This is a genomic window from Rothia uropygioeca, from assembly GCF_004136585.1.
GTDB lineage: Bacteria > Actinomycetota > Actinomycetes > Actinomycetales > Micrococcaceae > Rothia.
Map to the genome: position 1 here is coordinate 282813 of NZ_NOIR01000001.1, position 24886 is coordinate 307698.

Genomic DNA, 24886 nt, shown 5'->3' on the forward strand with positions numbered 1-24886 from the left:
TGACCACAGAGAACGTGCGAGTCGCTGATAACCTGAACTTGGCTAGGGAAAACGTAGTTTTCGTCCGGTGTTCCGAACCCGGGGAGTTTTGCGGGCGGTCAGAAAGACGGTTCGAGGAACTCCTCGCATGAGGAGGAAGGGCCTTCGATCCCCATCCCGCGATCCACGGTGGAGGCCCGGATTCGCGGTGCTATCTTTTTCTTGAACAGCTCGAAGCCTGAGCACTGAACCACGCCCGAGGTGAATATGACTCTTCAAACTGTGACGTATTGCGCCAGACTTCCGCATGAGCTCGAGGAGAAGGTGCGCAAGGCCGCAGGCGACCCGGAGCTGGCCTTGCGCCTTGCCCCCGATATAGCGCGGGAACTGGGGTCGCCGGGAAACGGAAATACGCTGTCTCACTGGCAAGGTCTTGCGGCATTGGGGTCGATCGACCTGACGGTTGCGCGCGCCGTTGAGCCTCATCTGGATGCCCTCGCGATCCTGGATCAGGAGGCTGATCCACGGGTCGAGATTCCCCAGGGTTCGACGTGGGGCGTATACGCTGCGGAGTCTGCCAACGACCGGCTAGAAGCGACGCAAACGGGGCACGGCCAATGGAGAATCACCGGACGCAAGCCGTGGTGTTCCCTGGCTCACTACGTTTCTCACGCGCTCGTCACCGCATGGACCTCAAAGACCGAACGGAGACTCTTTGCGGTCTCCCTGGGAGGCGACGGCGTAGTCGTCACGGATGGACATTGGGTCGCCAGAGGGCTGAGCGCAATCCAGACTTCGTCGATCGAGCTCGAGAACGTCCCGGCTGAACCTGTCGGGGCAGACCAGTGGTATTTTTCCCGGCCCGGTTTCGCACTCGGAGGTATTGGTGTCGCCGCCGTGTGGTGGGGTGCTGCGTGTGCACTGGCACATCAACTGGAGACATCGTGCCGTTCTCGTACGCCCGACCAAATTGCGCTGTACCACCTCGGACAATGCTCGACGGAACTCGAAGCCGCGGGGAACGTGCTGGCCCACGCCGCGGTCCACGGCGACGACGCCCTTGGTACCGAGGCGAAGGACCTATGGCCCCTCGCCCTCCGCGTACGTGGCACGGTGCACAAGGCATGCGAGACGGTGCTCTCGGCAGTGGGACACACCCTGGGGCCAGGCCCGTTGACCCAGGACGAGGAATACGCCCGAAGGGTCTCTGACCTGCAGGTCTATGTGCAACAGTATAAGCCCGAACGGGACGTGGCCGGTATCGGTCAGGCGATCCTCGACGGTGCCCCGGCCATCTGGGCGCGAGCGTGAGCCCGCAACGGGCGCCCCGGTTCCGCCACGACGATTCCGGCACACCCGAATCCGTATGGAGTTCCGAGCCACTGCTGGCAACCGCAGAGAAACTGAGCCTCGAGCCTTTTGACCGGCTTGTCGCCGTCGCGGCTCACCCCGACGACGAAACGCTTACCGCTGCTGGCCTCATTGTGACCGCCAGCGCTCGGGGGATGGAGATTGACATCGTCGTCGCGACGGCCGGCGAAGCATCACACCCGAATTCCCCGACGCATGATCCAGCAGATCTGCGGAGTATCCGGGAAGGGGAAATCCGCGAAGCCGTGTTGACGCTGGCTCCGCACGCGAGAGTCCACTTGCTCGATCTGGGGGACAGTCACCTCGCGAAGAGCCAGACGGAGCTCGTCAACGTGCTTGTGGACCTCCTCGGCCCTTCCGCGAGCCGTACGCTCGTCGTTTCGACGTGGCGTGGGGACGGGCATACGGACCACGAGGCCGCGGCGCGGGCGGCCTCGATCGCGGCCTGGCGAACCGACGCGACTCACCTGGAAGCGCCTCTGTGGCTGTGGCACTGGGGGACACCATCCGATGTGGCTGCCTGCGCCGCGCAACAGCCCCTCGTCCGTTTCGACCTCGACGATGAGGTACGTGAGGTCAAGCGGGCCGCGCTGAGCAAGCATCGTTCCCAAACCGAACCGCTCGGCCCCGAAGAAGGCAATGAGGCATTGTTGTCCGCCGAAGTCCTGGCCCATTTTGATCGCGGTTTCGAACTCTTCCTGGCCCCGGAGCGCGGCGAAGTGAGTCCCTTCGACGAACTCCACCGGTTCTCCGAGGACCCGTGGGAGACCAAGAGCAGCTGGTACGAACAGCGCAAGAGGGCCTTGACCCTGGCGGCGTTGCCGCGGCCCCAATACGGAACGGTTCTCGAATTGGGGTGCTCCGTCGGAACTTTGGCGCGCGATCTTCTCACTCGATGCAACAGTGTTCTCGCGGTCGACGAGAGTGCCGACGCACTGGCCCGCGCCCGAGACGCGACCGTATCCGATCGCATCGAATGGGTTCGCGCGTCCGTTCCCGAAGAATGGGGTGAGGCCGTGCTCGGTCGGCACTTCGATCTGGTGGTGCTCTCCGAAATCGGCTATTTTCTCAGCCCGGGGCGGTTGTCGAGGCTCGGGGAGCTCATCGCTGCCTCCGGAACGAGTACAGTCCTTGCATGCCATTGGACCCACCCCATCATGGGCTGGCCGATGCGAGCCGCTGGCGTCCACCGAATCCTCGACGAAAAGCTTGACCTTCCGCGGGCGGTGACCATAGCCGACCCCGATTTCGAGCTCGCACTCTGGACCGCGGACAAGTCGAGCAGGACGGCCATGTCGTGAACGGGCGCTCAGTTCAGGCCGTAGGCGTCGTCGTCCCTGCGCACAACGAAGAGGGCTATCTGGAACATTGTTTGGCCTCGATCAGGATTGCCGCTCAGCAGGTGAACGTGCCGACGAATATCGTCGTCGTGTTGGACCGTTGCACGGATGGCAGCGCTCGCGTGGCCTCGGAAGCGGCCCGACGTGCTGGTGAAGAGGTCTTGACGCTGGTTGAAGGAGATTTCGCGAGCGTCGGGTCCGTCCGTGCCGCCGGGACTCTTCGACTCGCGGAATTCTTTTCGCGAATACCCTCCGAGAACGTTTGGACCGTGCACACCGACGCCGATTCGCGCGTTCCTCAAGATTGGCTCGCCAAGCATATTTCCCTGGCCAATGAGGGGACGGACCTCGTGATCGGCAGCGTCATGCCCGACGAGCCCCCTCATACTCCGACGTGCCGACTCTGGCTCGAACAGCACCCCTTGGGCGAAGGACATTCGGCCATTCACGGGGCCAATATGGGTATTCGCCTGAGTTGTCTTGAGGGGATCGGCGGCTTCCGCAACCTACAGGTCGGGGAAGATATTGACGTCGTCGCACGACTCAAGGACACGGGGGCGCGCTGGGTGGCCACCGATTCCATGCGAGTCGTGACTTCGGCACGGAGGACGGGCCGTGTACCCCAAGGGTTCTCCGCATACTTGAGAGACCTGGACGACCAGCTAGGCCGATGATTTCTCCCGCAAGGCACAGCAAAAGTACTTGAACTCCGAGCTGACTCGGGGTTGAGTGGGCAGTGAAGCGTACAGCCGTAAAAAACAAGAAGGTAAGGATTATGGCTGATCACGACACCAATGGACGGTTTGCCCGCAGGAAGGTGGGTGTTGCGGACACCGGGGGTTTTGGCGCGGCATTTCGCGTCAGACATCGTTACTGATGCACTGGGCAAAGGAGCTCACCATTTTGTACGATACCCAGCCGGTGTCGGTTACTATGCTCACGATCCCTCCGCAGTACGTGCAGGACGAGTCCCAGTGGGCTTTGCAGATCTGCGAGAAGTACCGGTGGGGGCTTCAAACAAGCAGCTGCCCGGTCCGCGACCCGGATCGTACGCCCATAGCAGAGGATATCGCGTCGCTGACGAGGACGTTCATTTCCTTGGGGTGGAGGATCACCCCCAAGGATCGCAGTGACCCCAGTGCAGGCATCGTCTGGCATCGCACACCTCAGGACCCCGAAGCCGTGCGAGAGGCAATTTGCCTCGCGGCGGCAAAACACCGTGTGACTACCGGGCGGACAATTCTCGCTCCAAAGGCCACGGGAACATCCGATCGAAAGGAAGAGCATCATGACTGAACCGAACCATCGACCTGAAGAAGAGATCTCCGAAGAAGAGCCCGGAGAAGGCGAAACGACCCAAGAGGCCGAGGAACAGCGCATCGACAAGGGCAAGAAAAACTCCAAGGACTGATCGCATACTCTGACGCCTCGTGAGGAGTCAGCTCGTGCCCGCACAGAAGATGCAGGCACAAAGGGCCCCCGAACCGTTGTGGTTCGGGGGCCCTTCGCTGTAAAAGTGACGATCGATTCTTAGTCGTCTTCGGTGCCCTCTTCGGGGCGCTTGCCGAGTTCTGCGTCGAGGCGGAGGATTCCGGAACCGTCGCCGTCGGTCAGCTTGATGCGGCCGATGATCTCGGAGGCGGTGGCCTCTTCTTCGATCTGCTCATCAACGAACCAGTTGAGCAAAGGACGAGAATCGTAGTCGCCCTCGGCGTCGGCTTCGCGGTAGAGGTCGCGAATCGACTGGGAAACCTTCTCTTCGTGGGCCAGCGCGGCCTCGAAGATCTCCAACACGGACAGCCCGGTCTTCACCGAGGGCGCGCTGATCTGGCCGATCTCGGCGTGGTTGCCGCGGTCCGAGAGGTGCTCGATGAACTTGTTGGCGTGAACGACTTCCTCGTCCGCCTGGTGGCGAAGCCACGCGGCAATACCGGGGAGGTCCTGCTCATCGGCCTCGATGGCCAGCTGACGGTAGGTGATCGAGGCTTCGAACTCGAGAGTGATTTGGTCCTGGAATTTCTTTTCAAGGTCTGTAGACATCTTCATAGCTTCGAGAATAAGCCGGATTTCCTGCGTTGTCAGCCGTGTGGAGCCTTTCCTCAAACCAACTTCAGGTATGCAATGGCTAAATTTAGGGGAGGGTTTCCACACGGAATCCTAGGGTGCCGCAGCACAAAAAAGCCGTTGACGAACACATGTTCGCCAACGGCCCTTTCAGCTATCCCCTCATTGCGGGGACAACGCGTTTAGAGAACGCGGATGCTCGTAGCCTGGAGACCCTTGGGGCCCTGCTCGGCCTGGTACTCAACAGCCTGGCCCTCTTCGAGGCCGCGGAAGCCGGAGCCCTCGATGGCGCTGTAGTGAGCGAAGAGATCGCTGGACTGGTCATCGGGAGCGATGAAGCCGTAGCCCTTTTCGACGTTGAACCATTTTACGGTGCCTGTAGCCATTATTATTCTTTCCTTCGTGTCGGCCACCTGAGGTGACCATGTACTCCGCATCGATTCTGCCGACGCGGTTCTTGAGCTACTGAATGCAGGCGTACTGCTTTAAAGAACTCAAAAAATTGGTGGGGGATCAAGCGGGATAGTAGATGTCGCCGCCTTGTTTGATGATTGGCCCGCCATGGATCAGGGGGCCTGTGTGTTTCGAATTGAAGAAGCCGACGTCGCTGACGGACCTCGTTGTGCGTCGCTGTTCGGCGTGTACGTTAACTACCCTACCAGGCAATTGGGGTCTTGTGTGAAGAGTTTGCCGTGCGGCGCGGTGATCTACGTCCTTGCGATTCAGAAGATCCGCTGAAGGAGGCGTGAGCCTCGCCGCACAGCCAGCCTCACTTGGCCTCTATGCGGGGCCTAACCCAAACCTCGGTGATCTGGGTGTCGTCAGGGGCGTCGATGACGTGGCGAATCGAGCGCGCCACGGTCGCGGGGTCGATGAATGTCGGCGGCTCGGCCTTCGGATATTCGTCGTCCCAACGGACCATGGGCGTGTCGGTCGGCCCGGGCGCGACGGTCGCCACGCGGATGCCGTTCTCGGAGACTTGTTTCCGGAAGCCGTCCGCTGTCGCTTGCAGCGCGTGCTTGGTGGCCGAATAAATCACGTTGTACTGGTTGGACGCGCGGGACGCCCCCGAGCCGAGGAACACCACGGTTCCTTTGGAGTCGCGCAACTGAGGGAGAACTGAGCGTGTGACTTCCGCAGGTGCGGTCACGTTGGTGCGAAGGGCCGCTTCCCAGTCGGAAGGGCGGGCGTCCTCGAGCGTGAACCTGGGAGCGACGGCGGCAGCGTTGATCAATGCATCCACCCGCGGAAGCCCGCCGAGGGTTTCCGCGATGTTTTCAACGTCGTCGAGGTCGAGAACCAGCGGCACGATGGTGCTCTCGGGGCCGCTGTCGGCTTTGACCTGCTCAAGTCGATCTTTGTTGCGCCCAATAGCGACGACGATGTGATCGTGCGAAAGATCCCGTGCGACCTGTGAGCCGATGCCACCTGAGGCCCCGGTGACCACGGCGATCGGGCGATCGGGTTCTGTGGAGGCGAGGCGTCGGATTTCGGCAAGGGACTCCGAAATGGAGCTCGGTGAAACGGTCGAATCGTTCATGTCAGCCACTTTACGGCCTTCACCGCACGTTATGGGAGTGCGGAGTGCGCAACTTCCGTACTGGCGAGTAGTAAAAGTGCCACAAATCACAAATTGTTACCCAAATCCCTCTGAATTCTTGGCGCCGATCCGTTATTATCGGTACATACAACAGATACAACATCTTGTACAAACTGGATCTGCTTCAAGGTTTTCCGGCCGGCTATGGGGGTCGGAAATTGCTTCCGCATGGAGGCTAGACGCCGACGTCGATCGGCGCTCCTCGTTTGGGGGATTTGCGGAAGCCGACGTCCCGCTCGTGCTCGCACTCGAGCGGGACGCTTCGCTTTAAGGTCGTTCGGAGAGGCCCGAACACAGGAACTTGTCCAAGTCGTGACCTGATTAACAGGAGGCTCTCAGCTGGTGTGAGGTTGCAGCTCAGTCGGGGTGGTTAGGTTAATAAGTACCTCATAAGGTGCGAGTGATTGATGAGAGGCGGACCGCGAATCCGTCTCGGACCATCGGCCGGGGGTGGAGCGTTTTCCCTATAGCTCCACTTCCCGGCCGGTGGTTTTTTAAACCGAGGCCTCCGCCTGGTGGGGGCGCGGCGCAGGGAAAGGGCTTTGAATCGGGTAAATGCCTCCCAACGTGGCCCGCATCATTCCTGCCGAGCCGACCAGCGTTGTCGCCTGAACGCCCCGGGGCAGCACCGTCCGGACTAGACTGGATGACCATGAGCTCAGAGAACCAGACTCCGCAAGAAGGGCCGCAGAGTGTGCGGTTGGATGCATGGCTCTGGGCCGTCCGGCTCTACAAGACCCGCTCTTCGGCCACAACCGCCTGCCGTGCAGGACACGTCCGCCTCAACGACCAACCCGTGAAAGCCTCACAAGCCCTCAGGGTGGGCGACGTCGTCAAGGTTCGGACGCCAGGCTGGGAGCGAGTTTTTGAAGTGATCAAGTTGCTGACCAAACGAGTCGGGGCGCCCGTGGCCCGCACCTGCTACGTCGACCATTCCCCGCCGCGTCCTACGGCGCTTTCCGCCCCGGTCCCACGCCGCGAGCCCGGAGCTGGGCGTCCAACCAAGAAAGAACGACGCGAGTTGGAGAAACTCCGCGGACGTCACGGCTGAGGCCCTTCCCCAGGGGTGTTTACTGTTCGGCGGAAGAGGGCAAACCCCCGCGGACGTAGTCGGCCAAGTACCGGCCCGTCGTTGTTGAACGGGACTTGACGAGCTCGGCCGGCGAACCTTCGAAGACCACGCGCCCGCCGTCGTGACCGGCACCGGGACCCAGATCAACAATCCAGTCGGCATGTGCCATGACCGCCTGATGGTGTTCGATCACGATCACCGACTTGCCCGATTCCACGAGCTGATCCAGCAGCCCCAGAAGCTGTTCCACGTCGGCCAGGTGAAGCCCCGTGGTCGGCTCGTCGAGGATATAGACCCCGCCTTTTTCTCCCATATGGGTAGCCAACTTGAGCCGCTGCCGCTCGCCACCCGAGAGGGTGGTCAGGGGCTGTCCCAGGCTCAGATAACCGAGTCCGACGTCGTCTAAACGCTTCAGGATCTTGTGCGCGGCGGGAAGCTTGTTCTCGCCCGGCCCGAAGAACTTCTCCGCCTGGGCGACCGACATGGCCAGAACTTCGCTGATGTCCTTGCCGCCGTATTTGTATTCCAGGACCTCGGGTTGGAAACGTTTGCCTTCGCAGTCCTCGCACACGGTGGAGAGCCCCGCCATCATCCCCAGGTCGGTGAATATGACCCCGGAGCCATTGCAAGTTGGGCATGCTCCTTCCGAATTGGAACTGAACAGCCCAGGCTTCACGTCGTTGGTTTTGCCGAATGCCTTGCGAATCGGCTCGAGGAGGCCGGTGTACGTGGCGGGATTGCTCCGGCGCGACCCCTTGATGGGAGTCTGATCGATGGAAACGATGCCTTCTTCTGCGCCCCGCGTTCCCTTGAGCAAAGAACCGTGGAGCAGCGAGGACTTCCCGGATCCGGCGACGCCGGTAACCACGGTCAGGACCCCCAAAGGGACGTCGACGTCCACGTTCCGCAGGTTGTTGCGGTTGGCACCGCGAATCTCGAGTTTTCCGGAAGCCTGACGAACCGAGTCTTTGAGATGCACGCGGTCGTCAAGATGCTGGCCCGTCACAGTACCGGAAGCACGCAAGCCGGCGACGTCGCCCTCGTAGCAAACTTCGCCGCCGGCTTTGCCTGCACCGGGGCCTAGATCCACCACGTGGTCGGCGATCTCGATCATCTCCGGTTTGTGCTCGACCACCAGAACCGTATTGCCTTTGTCCCGCAGCTGAAGAAGGAGTCGGTTCATCCGCTCGATGTCGTGGGGATGCAGCCCGATAGACGGCTCATCGAATACGTAGGTCACGTCGGTCAACGAGGAGCCCAGGTGGCGGATCATCTTGACCCGTTGGGCCTCGCCGCCAGAAAGCGTCCCGGAAGACCGATCCAGGGACAGATAGCCCAGACCGATCTCTACGAATGAATCGAGGAGGTGACGTAGCGCCGTGAGCAAAGGACCCACGCTGGGGATCTCGAGGTTTCTGACCCACTCGGCCAGATCGCTGATCTGCATTTGGCACAACTCGGCAATGTTTTTGCCGTCGACCTTGGAAGACAGTGCACCCTGAGTCAGGCGAGTGCCGTGACAATCGGGGCAGGTCACGTAGGTCACCGCGCGATCCACGAACGCTCGGACGTGAGGCTGCATCGACTCCTTGTCCTTGGAAAGCATCGATTTCTGGATGCGAGGTATTAGGCCCTCGTAGGTCATGTTGATGCCGTCGACCTTGATGCGTACGGGTTCCTTGTACAGGAAATCGTGCATCTCACGCTTTGTGAATTTTTTGATGGGTTTGTCCGGGTCAACGAAGCCCGAACCGCTGAACAGCCGGACGTTCCAGCCGCCGCCCGAATATCCGGGGACTTTGATCGCGTCATCGGATAAGGACTTGGCCTCGTCGAAGACCTCCGCCAGGTCCAGATCCGTCACCGAGCCCATGCCTTCACAGCGGGGGCACATTCCTCCGGTCACGGAGAATGTCGTCTTGACCGCCTTGCGGTGGCCTCGCTCGACCTTCATCGCTCCGGACGCGGTCACGGAGGGCGTGTTGAAAGAGTAAGCCTTGGGGCCGCCGATCTTGGGTTCGGCTACGCGGCTGAACAGGGTCCGCAGCAGCGCGTTGGCATCCGTGACGGTCCCGACGGTCGAACGCGCATTGTTCCCGATACGTTCCTGGTCCACGATGATCGCCGTGGTGAGGCCGTCCAGAAAGTCCACTTCCGGTCGCGCCTGGGTGGGCAAGAACCCTTGGACGAACGCGCTATAAGTCTCGTTGATGAGTCTTTGCGAGTCGGCCGCGATGGTTCCGAAGACCAAGGAACTCTTGCCTGAGCCGGAGACGCCAGTGAATACGGTCAAGCGCCTCTTGGGCAACTCGACGTTGATGTCCTTGAGATTGTTCTCCCGAGCTCCGTGCACGCGGATCAGCTCATGGGAGTCGGCGGGGTGCACTGTCTGGAGTGTGTTGGCCATGACTCGATCTAACCAGAAGTCCTGGCCCGCCGGAACGGTCATCAAGCAGATTGTGGACAACAACGGAGTCAACGGGTTTGGGGCACAGCGTTCGGGTAGTAATGGGGCCCGCCCGTGGCTCGACGAACCTTTCACCTCCTAGACTTGGCCGGGTGAATAACGCACCTGAACACACCTCATCGGAGGCGTCAGCGAAGAGTCTCAACCGGCAGATCCTCGCCCTGGCCCTACCGGCCTTCGGCGCGTTGATCTCGGAACCGCTTTTCATCCTCGCCGACACCGCTATTGTCGGCCACCTCGGCACGCCCCAGCTGGCGGGCCTTTCGGTCGCTTCCACGGTAGTTCAGACGGTCATCGGCCTCATGATTTTCCTCTCGTACTCGACCACCCCGGCCGTTGCCAAATTCTTCGGCGCTAGGAACCTCAAGGCGGCGTACGAGAAAGGCCGCGATGGCCTATGGGTCGCATTCGGTTTGGGTCTTGTCTTGGCCATCGCCGGTTGGATTCTTGCCCCCGCCGTTCTGGGCATGATGGGTGCCCAGAAGGAAACCCTCGAACACGCCGTCGCCTACATGCGCTGGTCCATGCCGGGTTTGCCGGGTATGCTCATCGTCCTCGCGGCCCTCGGGATTCTGCGAGGACTCCAGGACACCAAGACGCCGCTGTACGTTGCGGCAACCGGTGCAGCGGTCAACGTAATCCTCAATATGATCCTGGTCTTCCCGTTGCATCTCGGAGTCGCAGGCTCCGCCATGGGCACTTCACTCGTTCAATGGGGCATGGCCGCCGTCTACCTCGTCATGATCGTCGGAGGCTCCCGAGACCATGATGTCTGCTGGACGACGTCGCCGAGCCGGGTAGGTGCGATACTTTCCGTCGGTTCATGGCTGATGCTGCGCACCGCGTCGATGCGAGCCGCGATGCTCCTCACCGTTTTGGTCGTCACTCACCAGGGGCCGGTCAACTTGGCGGCCTATCAGCTGACGATGTCCCTCTTCGGGTTCATGGCGTTTGGGCTCGACGCGCTCGCTATCGCGGCCCAAGCCTTACTCGGAAAGGAGATGGGCAGTCGGAACCTGAGTCTGCCCTCCGAGAAGGAGCACGTCAGAAGGCTCATGAACCGCCTGATCCGATGGTCCGTGGGCTTCGGCGTGATCACCGGCCTGATCTGTCCCATCATCGGATACGGATTCGGCTGGGCCTTCACCCCCGACCCGCACGTTCAGCAGCTCTTCGGTGCCGCAATGATCGTGGTTGCGATCGGACAGCCATTGGCGTCCTATGTTTTCATTCTCGACGGCGTGCTCATCGGCGCCGAGGACGTGAAATATTTGGCCCTCGCCTCATTCATTTCGTTGGTGATATACGCACCGATGCTCTGGGGAGTATTTGCTTTCAGCGCGGACCGCGGAGGCGACGTCGATCCCAGGGGCTTCGTCTGGGTCTGGATCGCGTATGCGATGGGCTTCATGGGACTTCGTGGAATCACGCTCGGGTGGCGCTCGCGCTCGAACGTATGGATCAGGGCCTGACGCGGAATAGGTCAGGGAAGCCATAGAGAAAAACAAGGCTTACTTGATCATCGGTAAAGCATTAACGTGGTTTGTGGTGAGGTTATACTTCTCTTGAGCCCAGCCGCCGAGCCCATGACAGGGCCTCCAGCGGCTGATCGTCTTGGGAGGCTGTGTGTTCGTTGCCAATTTGTTGATCGCTCTCCGGGAGGGGTTCGAGGCTTCCCTCATCATTGGGATCCTTGTTGCGTATCTGATCAAGGCCAGACGCCGCGATGTCCTGCCCAAGATGTGGCTGGGCGTCGGCGTGGCGGTTCTGTTGCCTCTCGGCATCGGCGCACTGCTCACATGGGGGCCTAAGACACTTTCGTTCCAGGTTCAAGAGATCATCGGCGGGACACTTTCCCTGGTTGCTGTTGCCCTCGTGACCTGGATGATCTTCTGGATGGGCCGTCACTCCCGCCAGCTCAAGCACGATCTTGAATCTTCGGTGGAGCGCTCCTTGGTGGGTGGCTCAGGCGGGTGGGGCATGGTGTGGCTTGCCGTGCTGGCGGTCGGCCGAGAAGGCGTGGAAACCGCGCTTTTCATCTGGGCAACGGTTCGATCTTCCATCCAAACCAACGTCCTGGCGACCACCACGGGCGTGCTGACAGGCCTGGTACTTTCGGTTGCCCTCGGGTGGATCGTCTACCGAGGTGCTCGTCGGATCAATATGCGCCTCTTCTTCTCCGCGACCGGTTATTTCCTGATAGTGGTGACGGCCGGGATCTGCGCTTACGGAATCGGCGACCTGCAAGAAGCAGGCGTGCTGCCCGGGATCATGAGCCACGCTTGGGACCTCAGCAATCGCTTGCCTGCGATCACATCGCCCCTCTTCTGGACCTACACGCTCGGACAGGCTGTTTTCCAGGTCAATCTCCAGCCGACGGTGTTGCAAGTCCTCGCATGGGTCGTCTACTTGGTTCCCACAGTCTTTCTCTTCACGCGCCAAGTCTCCTCTGGCAAGCGCGCCGCAACGCGGGCCGCACCGCACGTTCAGGCGCACTGACCCCTCAATCCCTTCCCCGAGCCGGACGCCGTAGTCCGCGCCATCACCGAACCCGAGAGGAAAACATGAAAAACACAAGGTACCTTCTTGCTGTTCCGGCCGCTATAGCTATGGTCATCTCTCTGTCGGCATGCACTGACAATCCCGCAAATTCGTCGGCTTCATCCAACGAGTCCACAAACGGGGGAACCGTTCAGACCGTCAAAGCCAACATCACCAACGACACGTGCACGACCGATCCGGCCAAGATCCCGGCCGGCAAAGTCGCCTTCGAGATCGCCAACAACGGGACCACGCCGAATGAATTCGAGGTTCTGACCGAGAACAAACTGCAGATCGTTTCCGAGAAGGAAAACATCGGGCCGGGCACCACGGCACACATGACAACGGCGCTCAAGGAAGGAACGTATTACACCGGGTGCAAGCCGAATATGGTCGGCAACTTCGTGGGACTCGCCCAACTCGACGTTATCCCAGGCGAGAACGTGGAAGTAGCAAAAGATGTCCAGGCCGCCGAGGACCACGCGATCTCGAACTACACCTCGTACGTCAAAGACCAGACGGGTCAGCTGGTGAGTGCGACCCAAGAGTTCACGAAGGCCTACATCGCAGGCGATGACCAAAAGGCGAAGACGCTGTACCCGTTGGCTCGTCAGCATTACGAGCGCATCGAGCCGACCGCCGAATCCTTCGGCATCAAGGAAGGAGGGGACCTCGACGTTGCGTTGGACGCCCGAGTCCAGGACCTCTCGGCGGATGCGCACAAGAAACCCACGGACCCGGAGGTACTCAAGGGCTGGACCGGCTGGCACCGGATTGAGGCGGACCTGTTCACAGATGATTCCGCCGGGTACAAGTTCGACACGGACGAAGACCGGAAACGAGCCGCGGACGAGCTGAACGAAAACACCCAGAAGCTCTACGACCTGGTCTACGGCAAGATCGACGGCGCCAAGGGCAAGTTCAAACTCGAATTGTCCGACGTCGCAACCGGCGCTTCCTCGCTCCTGGAAGAAGTTGCCACGTCCAAGATCGTGGGTGAAGAAGAGACTTTCTCGCACACGGATACCTATGACTTCAAGGCCAACGTCGAAGGAGCTGAGGTTGCCTATGGGAATGTCGCTGATTTGGTGAAAGACAAATACCCCAAGCTGGCAGAGAAGATCGAGTCAAAATTCGAATCGGTGAAGTCACTGATCAACGAACAATCGACCGGTAAGGACGAGGGCGGAAACACCCTGTTCAAGGACTACTCCCAGATCGCTGCCGTTCAGAAGGACGCCGGGGAAGCGCCCAAAGACTCGGATTACACCGACCTCCAACGAAAGTTCTCCGACGCGGTCAACGCTCTCGGTGAGCCGCTGTCCAAGATCGCGGGAACGATCCTTCACTAGTCCACGGAAGAATCAATGTCACCTCACACATCATTCGGTGATGAACCGCGTGCTGCGTCGTCGTCTGCCAAAAACTCGCACTGGGCAGAGACACACCCTACGGATGCCATGGCCGGCGACGAGGCGGCAGCAACTCAAGGGAAAACCCTCGGTTTCTCGCGTCGTCGGCTCGTGGGGGCCGCGGGAGCGGCCGGCCTGTTGGGCATTGCGGGCTTCGGCGGTGGAGCAATCGGTCACCGCATGGGTAGCGATGAAGCCGCAGCAGCCACTCCGGCTGAACTCAGGTACCCCTTTCGCGGGGAAAAACAACAGGGAATTCTGACTCCCACGCAAAACAATATGTATACCGCCGCCTTTAATGTGACTGTTCAGGATGTCGGAGGACTCAAAGAACTGCTTTCCGAGTGGACGGTCGCCGCAGAGCATATGTGCGCGGGGGAACTCGTTGGCGGCGCTCCTGAGGGCAATCACCACATGCCGCCCGAGGACACCGGAGAAGCCTGGGGATACTCGCCGAGCGGACTGACCATCACCTTCGGTTTCGGACGTTCGCTCTTCGTCGATGAGCACGGAAATGATCGTTTTGGACTCAAGGACAAGATGCCCAAGATCCTGAGCGATGGGGTTCCGAAATTTGCGAACGAAGCCCTGCGGGCAGGATCCAGCGACGGGGACATCCTGATCCAGACGTGCTCCAATGACGCTCAGATCTGCGTCCACGCGATCAGAAACCTGACCCGCATCGCCTTCGGCTCGGCGACGCTCAAGTGGAGTCAGATCGGTTACGGACGCAGTTCCTCGACGTCGAGGGGACAGCAGACACCCCGTAATCTCTTCGGATTCAAGGATGGTACGGCCAACCTCAAAGCGGAAGACGACGATGACCTCTTCGGCGACAACGTTTGGGTTCAGCCCGAGGATGATCCCAACGCACAGTGGATGAACGGTGGAACGTATTTCGTGGCACGAAAGATTCACATGTACCTCGAAATCTGGGATCGAGTACGGCTCTCCGAACAGCAGGAGGTGATCGGCCGGGACAAGCAGTACGGTGCGCCACTGTCGATCGCCTCGCCTCGGGCGTCGGACGAGTTCGAAGCACTGGACTTCACGGCTCAGGATGACCACGGGGAACCCGTGATTCCCACGGACTCGCATGTGGCCGTCGTCGCCCCTGAGAACAACGGGGGTCATCGGATGCTTCGACGCAGCTACAACTATACGGACGGCAACGATTCCCTCGGGCGTCTGGATGCGGGTCTGTTCTTCATCGCCTACGTGCGAGATCCCCGGAAAGGTTTCTACCCGACTCTCAAGAAAATGACGGAGCAGGATGCCCTGACGGAGTATCTCCAGCACCAGGCATCGGCGCTCTTCGCCGTGCCCGCGGGCATTCGTGACGGAGACGAGATGGTTGGGCAGGGCCTGTTCGAGTAGCGGTGCTAACATGAGACGCGCGACACGGGGTGCCTCCGAAGGGAGGCTGAGATGAAACCCGTAGAACCTGATTCAGCTAGTACTGGCGAAGGGAATGTCCGCAGAGCGCACTTACATCCGCGTGCCGCAACAGCGGTTGCGGGAATCGCTCTTTCGGGTGCCTTCGCCTCGATGGAGAGGCAAAGACCATGACCGAAAATCCCACCACCGTATCGAGCGTTCTGCCCATCGACGAGCAGATCGTGGTGGTGACCGGCGGCGCGAGGGGCCTTGGAGAGAGCATCAGCCGCGCTTTCCTCGGCGAAGGGGCAAAGGTGGTCATTGGGTACCACCAGAGCAAGGACGACGCCGCCCGCATCGTCGACGAATTCCCGGACCGAGCCCGTTGCGCGGCCCTTGACGTTCGGGACGGGGAGAGCATTCGAGAGTTCGCGACGTCAGCCTCCGGATTCTTCGGCACCGCACCGACCACGCTGGTCAACAACGCCCTGGTGGACTTCAGCTTCAACGGCGAGGCCCGGTCGAAAGCCGCCGACATCACCGCCGAGGAATTCCAGAAACAGATCGACGGGTCGCTCCACGGGCCGCTCGCGATGATCCAGGCGCTCCGACCCGGTATGGCCGAACGGGGCTTCGGGCGCGTCGTGAACATCGGCACGAACCTGTTCCAGAACCCCGTGGTCCCGTACCACGACTACACGGCGGCCAAGGCCGCCCTGCTCTCCTTGACGCGCACGTTCTCGCAGGATCTCGGCCCGGAAGGAATTACGGTCAATATGGTCTCCGGTGGTCTGTTGAGGGAAACGGATGCGAGCTCCGCAACTCCGGATGAGGTCTTCGACATGATCGCTGCGGGAACGCCACTGCGTTCCGTGACCACCCCGGACGAAATGGCCGACGCGATTCTCTTCTTCGCTTCCCCGTGGGCCCGCGCGGTGACCGGGCAGAACCTGATCGTCGATGGAGGGCTGGTCAAAGGATGAACGCTGGAAAGAAGCACGCACACATCAACCTGTTCATCTACGGCTGCGGGCACCACAATGCGGCCTGGAGGGCCCCGGGCTCCTCGGTCGAGAGGCTCGGCGAGATCGACTATTACGAGGAGCTCGCCCGCACTGCCGAACGCGGCAAACTCGACGCCGTGTTCTTCGCCGATGGCCAGTCGCTGAGCCCCGGCAACCTCGAGGACTCTCCGGCGTGGTTCCTGGAACCACTCACGTGCCTGGCCGCCATGGCGCGGGCGACATCGAAGATCGGCCTGGTCAGCACGGTGTCCAGCTCATTCTGGACTCCTTTCCATGCGGCCCGGATTCTGGCGAGCCTCGACCACATCAGCGGCGGGAGGATCGGCTGGAATGTCGTGACGTCCATGTTTGATGCCGAGGCCCGCAACCACGGTGGTACAACCCTGCCGGGGCACGACGAACGCTATCGCCGGGCTGAAGAGTTCGTCGACGCCGTCCAGGCGCTCTGGGATTCGTGGCCCCGCGCCTCGATTCTGGCCGATCGCGAGGGGCGCTACGCCGACTCGACCATGATCCACGGGGTGGACCACGAGGGCGAGCATTTCTCGGTCGCTGGCCCGCTCAACGTACCCGAACCGCCGCAGGGTCGGCCCGTGCTGTTCCAGGCCGGCGCCTCCGAACCGGGACGAAGCCTCGCATCGCGTCGCGCGGAAGGCATCTACGCCGTCGCCTACGACCTCGAACAGGGCGAGAAATACCGCACCGACATTCGGCGTCGGGCCGCGGCCGCGGGACGGAACCCGGACGACGTCGTCGTGATGCCTGGGCTCGTGACCTACGTGGGCTCGACCGTCGAGGAAGCCGAACGGAAGCGAAGGGAGCTGGACGAGCTCCTGCCCGTCGAGGCCTCCCTGCGCCAGCTGGGAAAATTCGTGCAGCGCGACTGCAGCGACTGGGAGCTCGATGCGCCCGTCCCGGAGCTCGAACCGCTCGAGCAGTTCACCGGACCCAAAGGGCGGTACGCGACGATTCTGCGCATCATCGAAGCCGAGCGCCCCACGGTGCGCGAGCTCCTGGGGCGGCTCGCGGCCGGTGGCGGACACTGCACCATGGTCGGGACCCCGGAGACCCTTGCCGATCAGATCGAGCACTGGCTGGACCACGGGGGAGCGGACGGCTTCAACCTGATGCCCCCGACCCTGCCGGGCGGCATCGAGGACTTCGTGGACCAGGTGATTCCGGAACTCCAGAAACGTGGCCGCTTCCGCACGGACTACGACGCCGCGACCCTCCGGGGGCATCTGGCTAGCGGGTGAACCAGGGGGGTGATGTACGGAAATGACGACATTTCCGCAGGCCACGGGGAATAAGTATAGATTTTATATCTATACTTAAAATTTCTAGACTTTTCGTGCCGAATCCCTTGCCCGGGTGCCCCAAGTCACTTAAGATACTTCTTGCCATTATTAGTGATTCATCCGTAACGGGGAAACATGAAATCGTTAATATCGATGAAACTTCTGGCTGGCTCGCTAGTAGCTTGTGGTCTGGCATCGAGTCTGGTGATCGGGGCACCACCCGCTTCCGCTACCGTACTTGGATGCCCCACCTCCAATGTGTGCGTCTATGAGCATGCTCGCCGTGGCGGTTCGTCGCAGGTCATTAACGGTTACAACGGGTATACGGACCTGAGTCGAGCCCTTCACGATCGCGCGAGTTCGTGGACCAACGCGAACGTTAGGGCTTCCGAAGGTATTGGTGAGTGGCGTCGGGGTCGTCAGTTTATTGGCCAAACCCTGCCGCCCGGCTGGTATGAGGACAATTTGAAAAGCATCAGATTTAATGACATGGCAGATTTCGTGAAACAAGTCTGACGTATTAGTTTTTGGCGATGGCGGCCTGACGGTCGCCGTCGCCGGGCTGAAAGAGAATAATGAAAAAGATTACTTTTTTCTCTGTTCTGGTGTTTTTCCTTGTGGGGTGCGGGGCCGCCGAGGGCGGGGCGAAGAGCGAGCCTAATGCGAGCGAGTCTTCCGAGAGTCTCGCCATCGAAAGCCTCGCTGCCGCGACGTCGCCCGATCCCCAGGCCATCGAAAAAGTGGATGAACTCTTCCGTCAGACCCCGGCGATGCATGACGCGGTCGAGAAAGAAATCGGACAGTGTGTCAGTAACCATGGGGCGCGGTGGGTCGCCCGATCACATAAGACCCCGTCGGTGCGTAGTTTGGCGAGCCCGTCGGAACTCAACGTCGAAGATGCTCGGGTTCAGGGATATGTGACTGACGCCGGGCTGGAAGATCCTGAATCTCTACCTTCAGACATGGAAAAGAAGGCGATCTCCGTATTTATCGGGGACCCCGAGAACGGTTCGGTGAGTGTGGAGGGGGTGCCTGGTGGCATCTCCAAGGATGGTTGCCTGGCTTTCGCTTATGAAAAAGTTTTCGGTTCCGCGGAATCTGGTGTTGTCTTCGAAGGCGCCGCAGGGAACCTGCCGCTCCCTTACGTCAATGCGGCTATGGACTCGGAGGAGACTCGAGGCCTCGAAAAGAAGTGGTCCGAATGCATGAAAAACGATGAGAACCTCGAATTCGAGACTCCGGACATTATTCACGCGAAAATAAAGAACCCCGGTATCGATATCGCCGTGGCTGATGCGAAGTGTCGGGAAAAGGTCGACTTCGAGAACCAACTCCGGAAGCAGCTCAACGCGTACCTGACCACGTTCCTCAAGGAAAAGCAGGGGCTGATCACCAAGGTCAGCGACGCGAAAAGGGCCGCTGAGTCTAACGTCCTCGCGATCCTGGGGCAGTGAGTCCGGAGGAGATCATGAAAAGAAAGGGTCTCGCTCTGTTCTCCGCGATCCTTGTGGCCGTGGTCGTGGTCACCTGGATCGCGGCGTCGTCCTTCACTACCTCGGCGCAGAAAGCGGCCGACGCGGAAGCTCCTCCGCCCTCAACGTTGACCGCAACAATCACGCGGGACCAATTGCGCACGACCGTGCCCGTGACATGCACGTCTAGCTACGGCTCCACGTTCACGGTGCAGGCCCCGCCCTCGGAGGAAGGAGGACAGTACACGAAGATCGCGGTCGCGCCGCACGAAGAGATCGACCAGGGATCGTTGCTCGCCGAGGTCAACGGCAAACCGCCGTTCGCGATGATCGGCCGATTCTCCCTGTACAGAGACCTTCGTGACGGAGACCGCGGCCCCGACGCCCACCAGTTCAATGAGAGCCTCTCCGCCTTGGGGCTCCAAGGAAAACGCTCGGGCGAAGCCCGTGACCTGATCAATGCGGCGACCTACGACGCCCTGGCCCGCCTGTACAAACAATTCGGCTACGAGCCCATCGACAAGAAGGACGCCATTCCGGCCACATCATTCCAGTATCTCGAACGCCCCGGAAAAGTCATCGACGAACCTAGATCGACCGGGCCCGTATCCCGAGGACCCATCGCAACCTTGTCCGCCGAGGGCGCGCGCCTGCGGTGCACAGGAGTCGGCGGCCAGCTGACCCCGGAAGCCGGGGTCGGAAAACGAGTCACGGTGCCATCGCTGGGGACCACGGAGTACGCCATCACGGAGGTCGTGGAGAACACTGGCTCGAGGCACTCGGGCCGGGAAGGCCGCACCGGTGTGGCGCCGAACGCGGCGCAGAGGCCCACATCGATTTCCGGTGAGGGCGCCGGAGCGCAAGGTGCTCCCCAGCCTGTGGCCCAGGAGGCGGCAGGAAGTAAAGCCGATGAGGGATCCGTGGACCGAGCCATCCTCGTCGACGTCGGCCCGGACATCGACAAGGTCCACGGGACGGTCACCGGGCACCTGATCCTTGACGAATCGCGGCCTCGGCAACTCGTGGTCCCCAGCTCGGGGCTGTGGACCAAAGACAATGAGACCCGGGTGACCGTGGTGGACGGCCAGGACACGCACGATGTGCCGGTCCGAGTGCTGTTCTCCACCGACGGGAAGAACGCGGTCGAGCCCCTGAGCGGGGAGCTCTCTGAGGGGACCACGATTCGCATCGGCACCGATCGAGGTGGGGAAGGGTGAGCGCCGAGGCCGGCGTCGTTCCGAAGGTCAGACCGAATGCGGACGCCCGCCCCTGCGTCGAGGCCACAGGGATCACGCAGGTCTTCGGCGACGGGGAGGCCCGGACGTCCGTGCTCGAGAACGTGGACATCCGGCTCGAATTCGGGGACATGGTCGCGATCGTGGGGCCCTCCGGTTCCGGCAAGTCGACGTTGCTCAACATCCTCGGCCTTCTCGCGCCTCCGACAGAGGGGACATACGTTCTCGACGGAGTGGAGGTCACTGGCACGGGTCCTCGGGACCGCGCGGGAACTCGTCTGGAAAAGATCGCGCTGGTGTTCCAGTCATTCCATTTGATCGATCACAAGTCCGCGCTAGCCAACGTCGAATTGCCGCTCAAATACATGGGGGTGGGGAAAGGGCAGCGCAGGGCCGCGGCGCAGCGGATGCTCGCCGAGCTGGGTATGGCGCATCGCCGCGATGCTCGGCCCGCGGTGCTCTCCGGAGGCGAGAAGCAGCGGGTCGCGATCGCACGCGCATTGGTCACCCGCCCGAAATTGCTGCTCTGCGACGAACCCACCGGGTCCCTCGATTCGCGCCGTTCCGCCGAAGTCCTGAAGATCCTCCGCGAACAGACCGGAAGTCATCAGACCACCGTGATCGTGACCCACGATCCGTGGGTCGCCTCCCAATGCGACCGTGTGCTCTCCCTCGAGGACGGTCGGCTGGTCGAGACGACGTCGCCGACTCGGGAACCCAATCAGGCCGTTGCGATCGGCTCGACGCCGGCACCCGATCAGGACTCGATGCGGGTCCTTGAGATGGTTCCGGTGCAAAGGCGAGGGGCTGCGCCGGAGGAAGCGGCGATCCCCGCAAAGTCTAGATGGCTGCTCACGAGCCTCAAAGAGGCCGCGGAAGCGGTGTCATTGCGATTCAGAAGAAACATGCTGACCACCTTGGGGGTCATGCTCGGCGTCGCGACGCTGGTCCTGACCTCGGGCATCACCTCGACCATCGCGGGCCAGATCTCCGACGCATTCGATGTCTTCAAGGCCCAGCACGTCGTTCTGACCCAGACGAGCAAGACGCCGCTGTCGCGAGAGCAAGCCGTGGAGCTGGCGGCGGGGCCGGAGTACGCCTCCTTGAGCCGGCTCAACGGGGTCAACGTGACCGCCGTCGTCCGGCCCGCCACGGAAGGCATGGAGACCATCACGACTGTCCCGAAGCAGGACAATCAGTTCGACGGACGGGTTCAAACCGAGGTCTTCTCCGCGACCCCGACAGTCTTTGAAGCCCAGGGGCAGAAAATCGAGGAAGGCCGAGGCTTCGACGAGGGCCACGTCGCCCGTAGGGACCGGGTCGCCGTCGTTGGTCGTTCCCTCCTGAACTCGCTCGGAACCCCGTGGACTCCGGGGCTCACCTTGTACGTTGGGGCCACACCGCTGACCGTAATCGGCGTGGCCTCGGAAAATCCTTCCTTGTCCGAGGACCACGGGGCCGTCTACACGCCGTTGGGGATCGCCCTTGAGGGTCATGAGGGCGGAGCCACCAAGATCATCGTGGCAACGTCGCCCGGTGCGGCGAGCCAAGTGGGGCGGGAGGCACCGACGGCGCTGAGTCCGCGCAAGCCGGGACTGTTCTCCGCGAGCGTTCCACCCGAACCCGAAACTCTGCGACAAGCCGTTGACCAGCAGCAACGCTCTCTGCTGATGATTCTTTCCGGTGTGACCCTGCTGATCGGGACCATCGGTATCATGAACACCTTCCTGGTCGCCGTCCTGGAGCGACGGCGGGAGATCGGGCTGAGGCTCGCCGTGGGGGCGCGACCCCTGGGTATCGCGGCACAGTTCTCCGCCGAAGCCGTGCTCACGAGCGCCGTCGGTACGATCCTCGGCACGGCCCTTGCCCTGGACGCGGTCGCGTCCATCAGCCTCGTGAACCACTGGCGACCCATCCTCCGGATGGACACGGTGCTCGGCGGCGTCGTCGCGGGTCTGGCCGTGGGGCTGCTCGCGGGCGCCTACCCCGCGTGGAAAGCCGGGAAGACGGACCCTGTGGAGACGCTCATGCACGCATGACGCCCGGCGGGTTGGTCGGAGAAGAACCCGCGAACCTGCAGACCACGAGGTCGATCGAGTTCCTAATGGGTCGGACGAAGCGAGTGCATCATCCGAATGGTTGATTCGAACTCAATCTTTCCGGCGATGTCGATTAGGCGCTGACTTGGTGAAATTGAAAAACCTAGTTTTCGGATTCAATACCGAGCCACTTCACTTGCCGACACAATGCCCATAGGAGCATTATGAAAAAGCTATTCAACGCCGCATTCATCTACATGGTGGTGGGGGTCCTCTCTGGGCTCTTCTACCGGGAATTCACCAAATCCCATGATTTCCCGGAAGGTGGGTTCACTCAGCTGAGTCTCGTCCACACTCACGTTCTTACACTGGGATTCATCGTGCTCCTCGTGGCGCTGGCCTTGGAAAAGGTATTCGGATTTTCCCGCAGCCCCAAATTGTTCACCTGGTTCTTCTGGCTGTATAACGCCGGCGTTATCGTCACCTCCGGCACCATGGTGTGGCACGGAATGCTCACCGTTCTCGGGCAGGAATCCAACGCCATGATCTCCGGCATCGCCGGGCTGGGACATATGCTGATCACCGCGGGCATGATCGTTCTGTTCGTCGCTCTGCGACGAGCCGTCATCCGTGACCAGAAAGACTCATCGAAATCCGTGCAGGCCTAGTCATGAGCCCGGTTGCCGTTTCGAATCCGGAAACCGACGAAGTGCCCAAGCCGTCCTCCAAGGACTGGTTGGCGCTCGCCGTCCTCGCCGTCGGGCTGGGAGTAATCGTCCTGGACGGCACGATCGTCGGGGTTGCCCTGCCAGCGATCATCTCCGACCTGGACCTGGACCTCACGGAAGCCCAGTGGGTCAACAGCCTCTACGCGGTCCTTCTCGCGGCCTTGCTGCTCTCCACGGGTAAGCTAGCGGATCGTTGGGGACGCAAGGTGATGTTCATCGTTGGGCTGTTGGTCTTTGTCGCCGGCAGTCTCTACGCCTCCCTTGCGGTCTCCGCTGGACCACTCATCGCGGCCCGGGCTATCCAAGCCGTGGGGGCGGCATTCATCATGCCGTCGTCGCTGTCCACCGTGAACGCGGTGTTCCGAGGCAAGTACCGGGCACCCGCATTCGGCGTGTGGGGAGCGGTGATGTCCGGGGCCGCCGCCGTCGGTCCCCTTGCCGGCGGCGCGTTGACGCAATGGGCCTCGTGGCCCTGGATCTTCCTCATCAACATTCCGCTCGGGCTCGTGATTGCTGCGGCCGCGATCATCACGGTGCCCAACACGCGCAACGCGGAGCGACGCAAGGGGGCCGACGTCGACGGCGCCCTGCTCAGCGCCATCGGATTCGGGGCTCTCGTTTTCGCGGTCATCGAGGGACCGAACCTTGGTTGGTGGACTCCTCAAACCGATTTCTCGATCGGCGGGTGGGTCTGGCCGCAGACCGCGGCGATCTCGATCGTGCCCGTGACCTTGCTGATCGGCCTCGTCGCGATCGTCTTATTCGGGGTGTGGGAACGTCACCGTGACAAGGTCCAGCGCTCGGCGCTGCTCAACCTCGATTTGTTCACGGTCTCCACGTTTTCGTGGGGAAACCTCACAGCGGCCATGGTTGCCGTGGGCGAGTTCGCCATCATCTTCGTGCTCCCGCTGTACCTGACCAACGCTCTCGGACTGAGTCTCATGGGTTCGGGGCTGATCCTTGCGGCAATGGCCGTGGGCGCCTTCTTCTCGGGGGCCTCCGCGCGCCACCTCGCCGCGCGATTCGGTGCTGAAGGCACCGTGCTGATCGGCCTGGGACTGGAGGTGCTGGGCGTGCTGGTCCTCGCGCTGTTGCTCGGCCCGTCGACGTCGGGGTGGATCGTGGCGATTCCCCTGGTGGTCTACGGTCTGGGTCTCGGTCTCGCTTCGGCGCAACTGACCGGAACCGTGCTGCGGGATATACCCGTGGAGGTTTCGGGCCAAGCCTCCGCCACGCAGTCCACGGTGCGCCAGATCGGCTCTGCCCTCGGCACTGCCTTCGCCGGTGCGGCACTGTCCGTGTCCCTGAGCCTCACGATGCCGGCCTCGTTGGACGGCACAGGACTGGGCCACGACCGTGCGACACAACTTGCGGAGACCACGCGCCAATCCGCCGGCGGAACGATACCGCAACTACGGCAGCAAGCCGAGACCGGGCACCTCGGTCCAAACGCCCAGCCTATGGTAGACGCCCTAACCTCGGGATTCGCCGACGCGGTCCGGTGGGCTCTGATCGTGGCCACCGTGTTCCTCGTCCTCGGATTCATCGGTTCGCTGAAGCTGCGTGGAGCCTCAACGCGGTCACGGGCCGCGAGCCAGGAAGCGTCATGACCCGCGGGATGGATCGGGCTTGCCGCGCAGCTTGGGACGTCTGGGACACGCTCGGTTCCTGTACCACGGTCATCGGGGTATACCTCCCCCGGTCCGGATATGTGCCCTGACCGGAGGGATCTGCCGTCGTCCGAGAAATAAGGGTCCATGGCCACCAGCATCCCCGGGAAAGAATCAACTGAATCACGACGTTGCACACACGTAGACATGGCCTTTGAAAATCTCCCGTGGTGATCACGCGATACTGCGCTCAGTT

General features: G+C 61.5%; 23 protein-coding genes and 1 riboswitch. Of the genes, 19 read left to right on the top strand and 4 right to left on the bottom strand.

All coding sequences use genetic code 11. From position 1 onward, the window contains the following. The first annotated feature begins 246 nt into the window (after positions 1-246). The 5 genes from EWR20_RS01260 (at position 247) to EWR20_RS13015 (ending at position 4101) form a co-directional block, all read left to right on the top strand. Positions 247-1290, top strand: a complete 1044-nt coding sequence (locus tag EWR20_RS01260) for an acyl-CoA dehydrogenase family protein (protein ID WP_129358398.1) — start codon at positions 247-249, stop codon at positions 1288-1290. Continuing rightward, entirely contained in the window at positions 1287-2651 is a 1365-nt protein-coding gene (locus EWR20_RS01265; RefSeq protein WP_129358399.1) for a bifunctional PIG-L family deacetylase/class I SAM-dependent methyltransferase, read from the top strand. Before EWR20_RS01260 ends, EWR20_RS01265 begins: the two co-directional genes overlap by 4 nt. Next, positions 2648-3364: a glycosyltransferase gene (locus EWR20_RS01270; protein ID WP_165000920.1), complete on the top strand. Its 717-nt coding sequence runs from the start codon at positions 2648-2650 to the stop codon at positions 3362-3364. Before EWR20_RS01265 ends, EWR20_RS01270 begins: the two co-directional genes overlap by 4 nt. Before the next feature lie 229 nt (positions 3365-3593). Further along, the gene (locus tag EWR20_RS01275) at positions 3594-3986 is read left to right on the top strand and encodes a hypothetical protein (RefSeq protein WP_129358401.1); all 393 of its coding nucleotides are present in this window, start codon (positions 3594-3596) and stop codon (positions 3984-3986) included. Next, positions 3979-4101 carry a hypothetical protein gene (locus EWR20_RS13015; protein ID WP_255411230.1) on the top strand — a complete coding sequence of 41 codons (123 nt, stop codon included), beginning with the start codon at positions 3979-3981 and terminating at the stop codon, positions 4099-4101. The genes EWR20_RS01275 and EWR20_RS13015 overlap by 8 nt, the downstream gene beginning before the upstream one ends. 119 nt (positions 4102-4220) lie before the next feature. On the opposite strand, the gene EWR20_RS01280 is transcribed toward EWR20_RS13015, so the two are convergent. The 3 genes from EWR20_RS01280 to EWR20_RS01290 all read right to left on the bottom strand — a co-directional run bounded on the left by EWR20_RS01280 (position 4221) and on the right by EWR20_RS01290 (position 6294). Then, positions 4221-4736, bottom strand: coding sequence for a ferritin (locus tag EWR20_RS01280; protein WP_129358402.1), 516 nt, complete (start codon positions 4734-4736; stop codon positions 4221-4223). A 200-nt stretch (positions 4737-4936) separates the two neighbouring features. After that, positions 4937-5140, bottom strand: a complete 204-nt coding sequence (locus EWR20_RS01285) for a cold-shock protein (RefSeq protein WP_129358403.1) — start codon at positions 5138-5140, stop codon at positions 4937-4939. A gap of 383 nt (positions 5141-5523) precedes the next feature. Further along, entirely contained in the window at positions 5524-6294 is a 771-nt protein-coding gene (locus tag EWR20_RS01290) for an SDR family NAD(P)-dependent oxidoreductase (RefSeq protein WP_129358404.1), read from the bottom strand. A gap of 712 nt (positions 6295-7006) precedes the next feature. On the opposite strand from EWR20_RS01290, the gene EWR20_RS01295 reads away from it, so the two are divergent. Then, positions 7007-7405: an RNA-binding S4 domain-containing protein gene (locus tag EWR20_RS01295; RefSeq protein WP_129358405.1), complete on the top strand. Its 399-nt coding sequence runs from the start codon at positions 7007-7009 to the stop codon at positions 7403-7405. Between the two features lie 19 nt (positions 7406-7424). Here the strand turns inward: EWR20_RS01295 and EWR20_RS01300 are convergent, their stop codons facing one another. Beyond that, positions 7425-9833 carry an ATP-binding cassette domain-containing protein gene (locus EWR20_RS01300; RefSeq protein ID WP_129358406.1) on the bottom strand — a complete coding sequence of 803 codons (2409 nt, stop codon included), beginning with the start codon at positions 9831-9833 and terminating at the stop codon, positions 7425-7427. On the opposite strand from EWR20_RS01300, the gene EWR20_RS12630 reads away from it, so the two are divergent. The 13 genes from EWR20_RS12630 (at position 9832) to EWR20_RS01355 (ending at position 24630) form a co-directional block, all read left to right on the top strand. Next, the gene (locus EWR20_RS12630; protein WP_165000921.1) at positions 9832-9975 is read left to right on the top strand and encodes a hypothetical protein; all 144 of its coding nucleotides are present in this window, start codon (positions 9832-9834) and stop codon (positions 9973-9975) included. The genes EWR20_RS01300 and EWR20_RS12630 overlap by 2 nt on opposite strands. Next, positions 9935-11365: an MATE family efflux transporter gene (locus EWR20_RS01305; protein WP_129358407.1), complete on the top strand. Its 1431-nt coding sequence runs from the start codon at positions 9935-9937 to the stop codon at positions 11363-11365. The genes EWR20_RS12630 and EWR20_RS01305 overlap by 41 nt, the downstream gene beginning before the upstream one ends. Before the next feature lie 154 nt (positions 11366-11519). After that, positions 11520-12392, top strand: coding sequence for an iron uptake transporter permease EfeU (efeU, locus tag EWR20_RS01310; RefSeq protein ID WP_129358408.1), 873 nt, complete (start codon positions 11520-11522; stop codon positions 12390-12392). A 65-nt stretch (positions 12393-12457) separates the two neighbouring features. Next, positions 12458-13786 (top strand): iron uptake system protein EfeO, encoded by a 1329-nt coding sequence (gene efeO, locus EWR20_RS01315; protein ID WP_129358409.1) that lies wholly within the window; start codon positions 12458-12460, stop codon positions 13784-13786. Positions 13787-13801: 15 nt separating this feature from the next. Next, on the top strand, positions 13802-15223 hold the full coding sequence (gene efeB / locus EWR20_RS01320) for an iron uptake transporter deferrochelatase/peroxidase subunit (RefSeq protein ID WP_129358410.1): 1422 nt from the start codon (positions 13802-13804) through the stop codon (positions 15221-15223). Between the two features lie 15 nt (positions 15224-15238). Next, positions 15239-15335: riboswitch (TPP riboswitch) on the top strand. A gap of 76 nt (positions 15336-15411) precedes the next feature. Next, complete coding sequence (locus tag EWR20_RS01325) at positions 15412-16206, top strand: 3-oxoacyl-ACP reductase (protein ID WP_129358411.1); 795 nt, start codon at positions 15412-15414, stop codon at positions 16204-16206. Continuing rightward, positions 16203-17504 carry an LLM class flavin-dependent oxidoreductase gene (locus tag EWR20_RS01330; RefSeq protein ID WP_129358412.1) on the top strand — a complete coding sequence of 434 codons (1302 nt, stop codon included), beginning with the start codon at positions 16203-16205 and terminating at the stop codon, positions 17502-17504. Before EWR20_RS01325 ends, EWR20_RS01330 begins: the two co-directional genes overlap by 4 nt. A 195-nt stretch (positions 17505-17699) precedes the next feature. Next, a complete protein-coding gene (locus EWR20_RS13080; RefSeq protein WP_366150731.1) occupies positions 17700-18062 on the top strand; it encodes a peptidase inhibitor family I36 protein in 363 nt (120 codons plus the stop codon). Positions 18063-18121: 59 nt separating this feature from the next. Next, complete coding sequence (locus EWR20_RS01335; protein WP_129358413.1) at positions 18122-19000, top strand: hypothetical protein; 879 nt, start codon at positions 18122-18124, stop codon at positions 18998-19000. Positions 19001-19014: 14 nt separating this feature from the next. After that, a complete protein-coding gene (locus tag EWR20_RS01340) occupies positions 19015-20235 on the top strand; it encodes a hypothetical protein (protein WP_129358414.1) in 1221 nt (406 codons plus the stop codon). Next, positions 20232-22292 (top strand): ABC transporter ATP-binding protein/permease, encoded by a 2061-nt coding sequence (locus EWR20_RS01345; RefSeq protein WP_129358415.1) that lies wholly within the window; start codon positions 20232-20234, stop codon positions 22290-22292. Before EWR20_RS01340 ends, EWR20_RS01345 begins: the two co-directional genes overlap by 4 nt. Before the next feature lie 224 nt (positions 22293-22516). After that, entirely contained in the window at positions 22517-22960 is a 444-nt protein-coding gene (locus EWR20_RS01350; protein ID WP_129358416.1) for a DUF2871 domain-containing protein, read from the top strand. A 2-nt stretch (positions 22961-22962) separates the two neighbouring features. Continuing rightward, on the top strand, positions 22963-24630 hold the full coding sequence (locus EWR20_RS01355) for an MFS transporter (RefSeq protein WP_129358417.1): 1668 nt from the start codon (positions 22963-22965) through the stop codon (positions 24628-24630). Positions 24631-24886 lie beyond the last annotated feature (256 nt).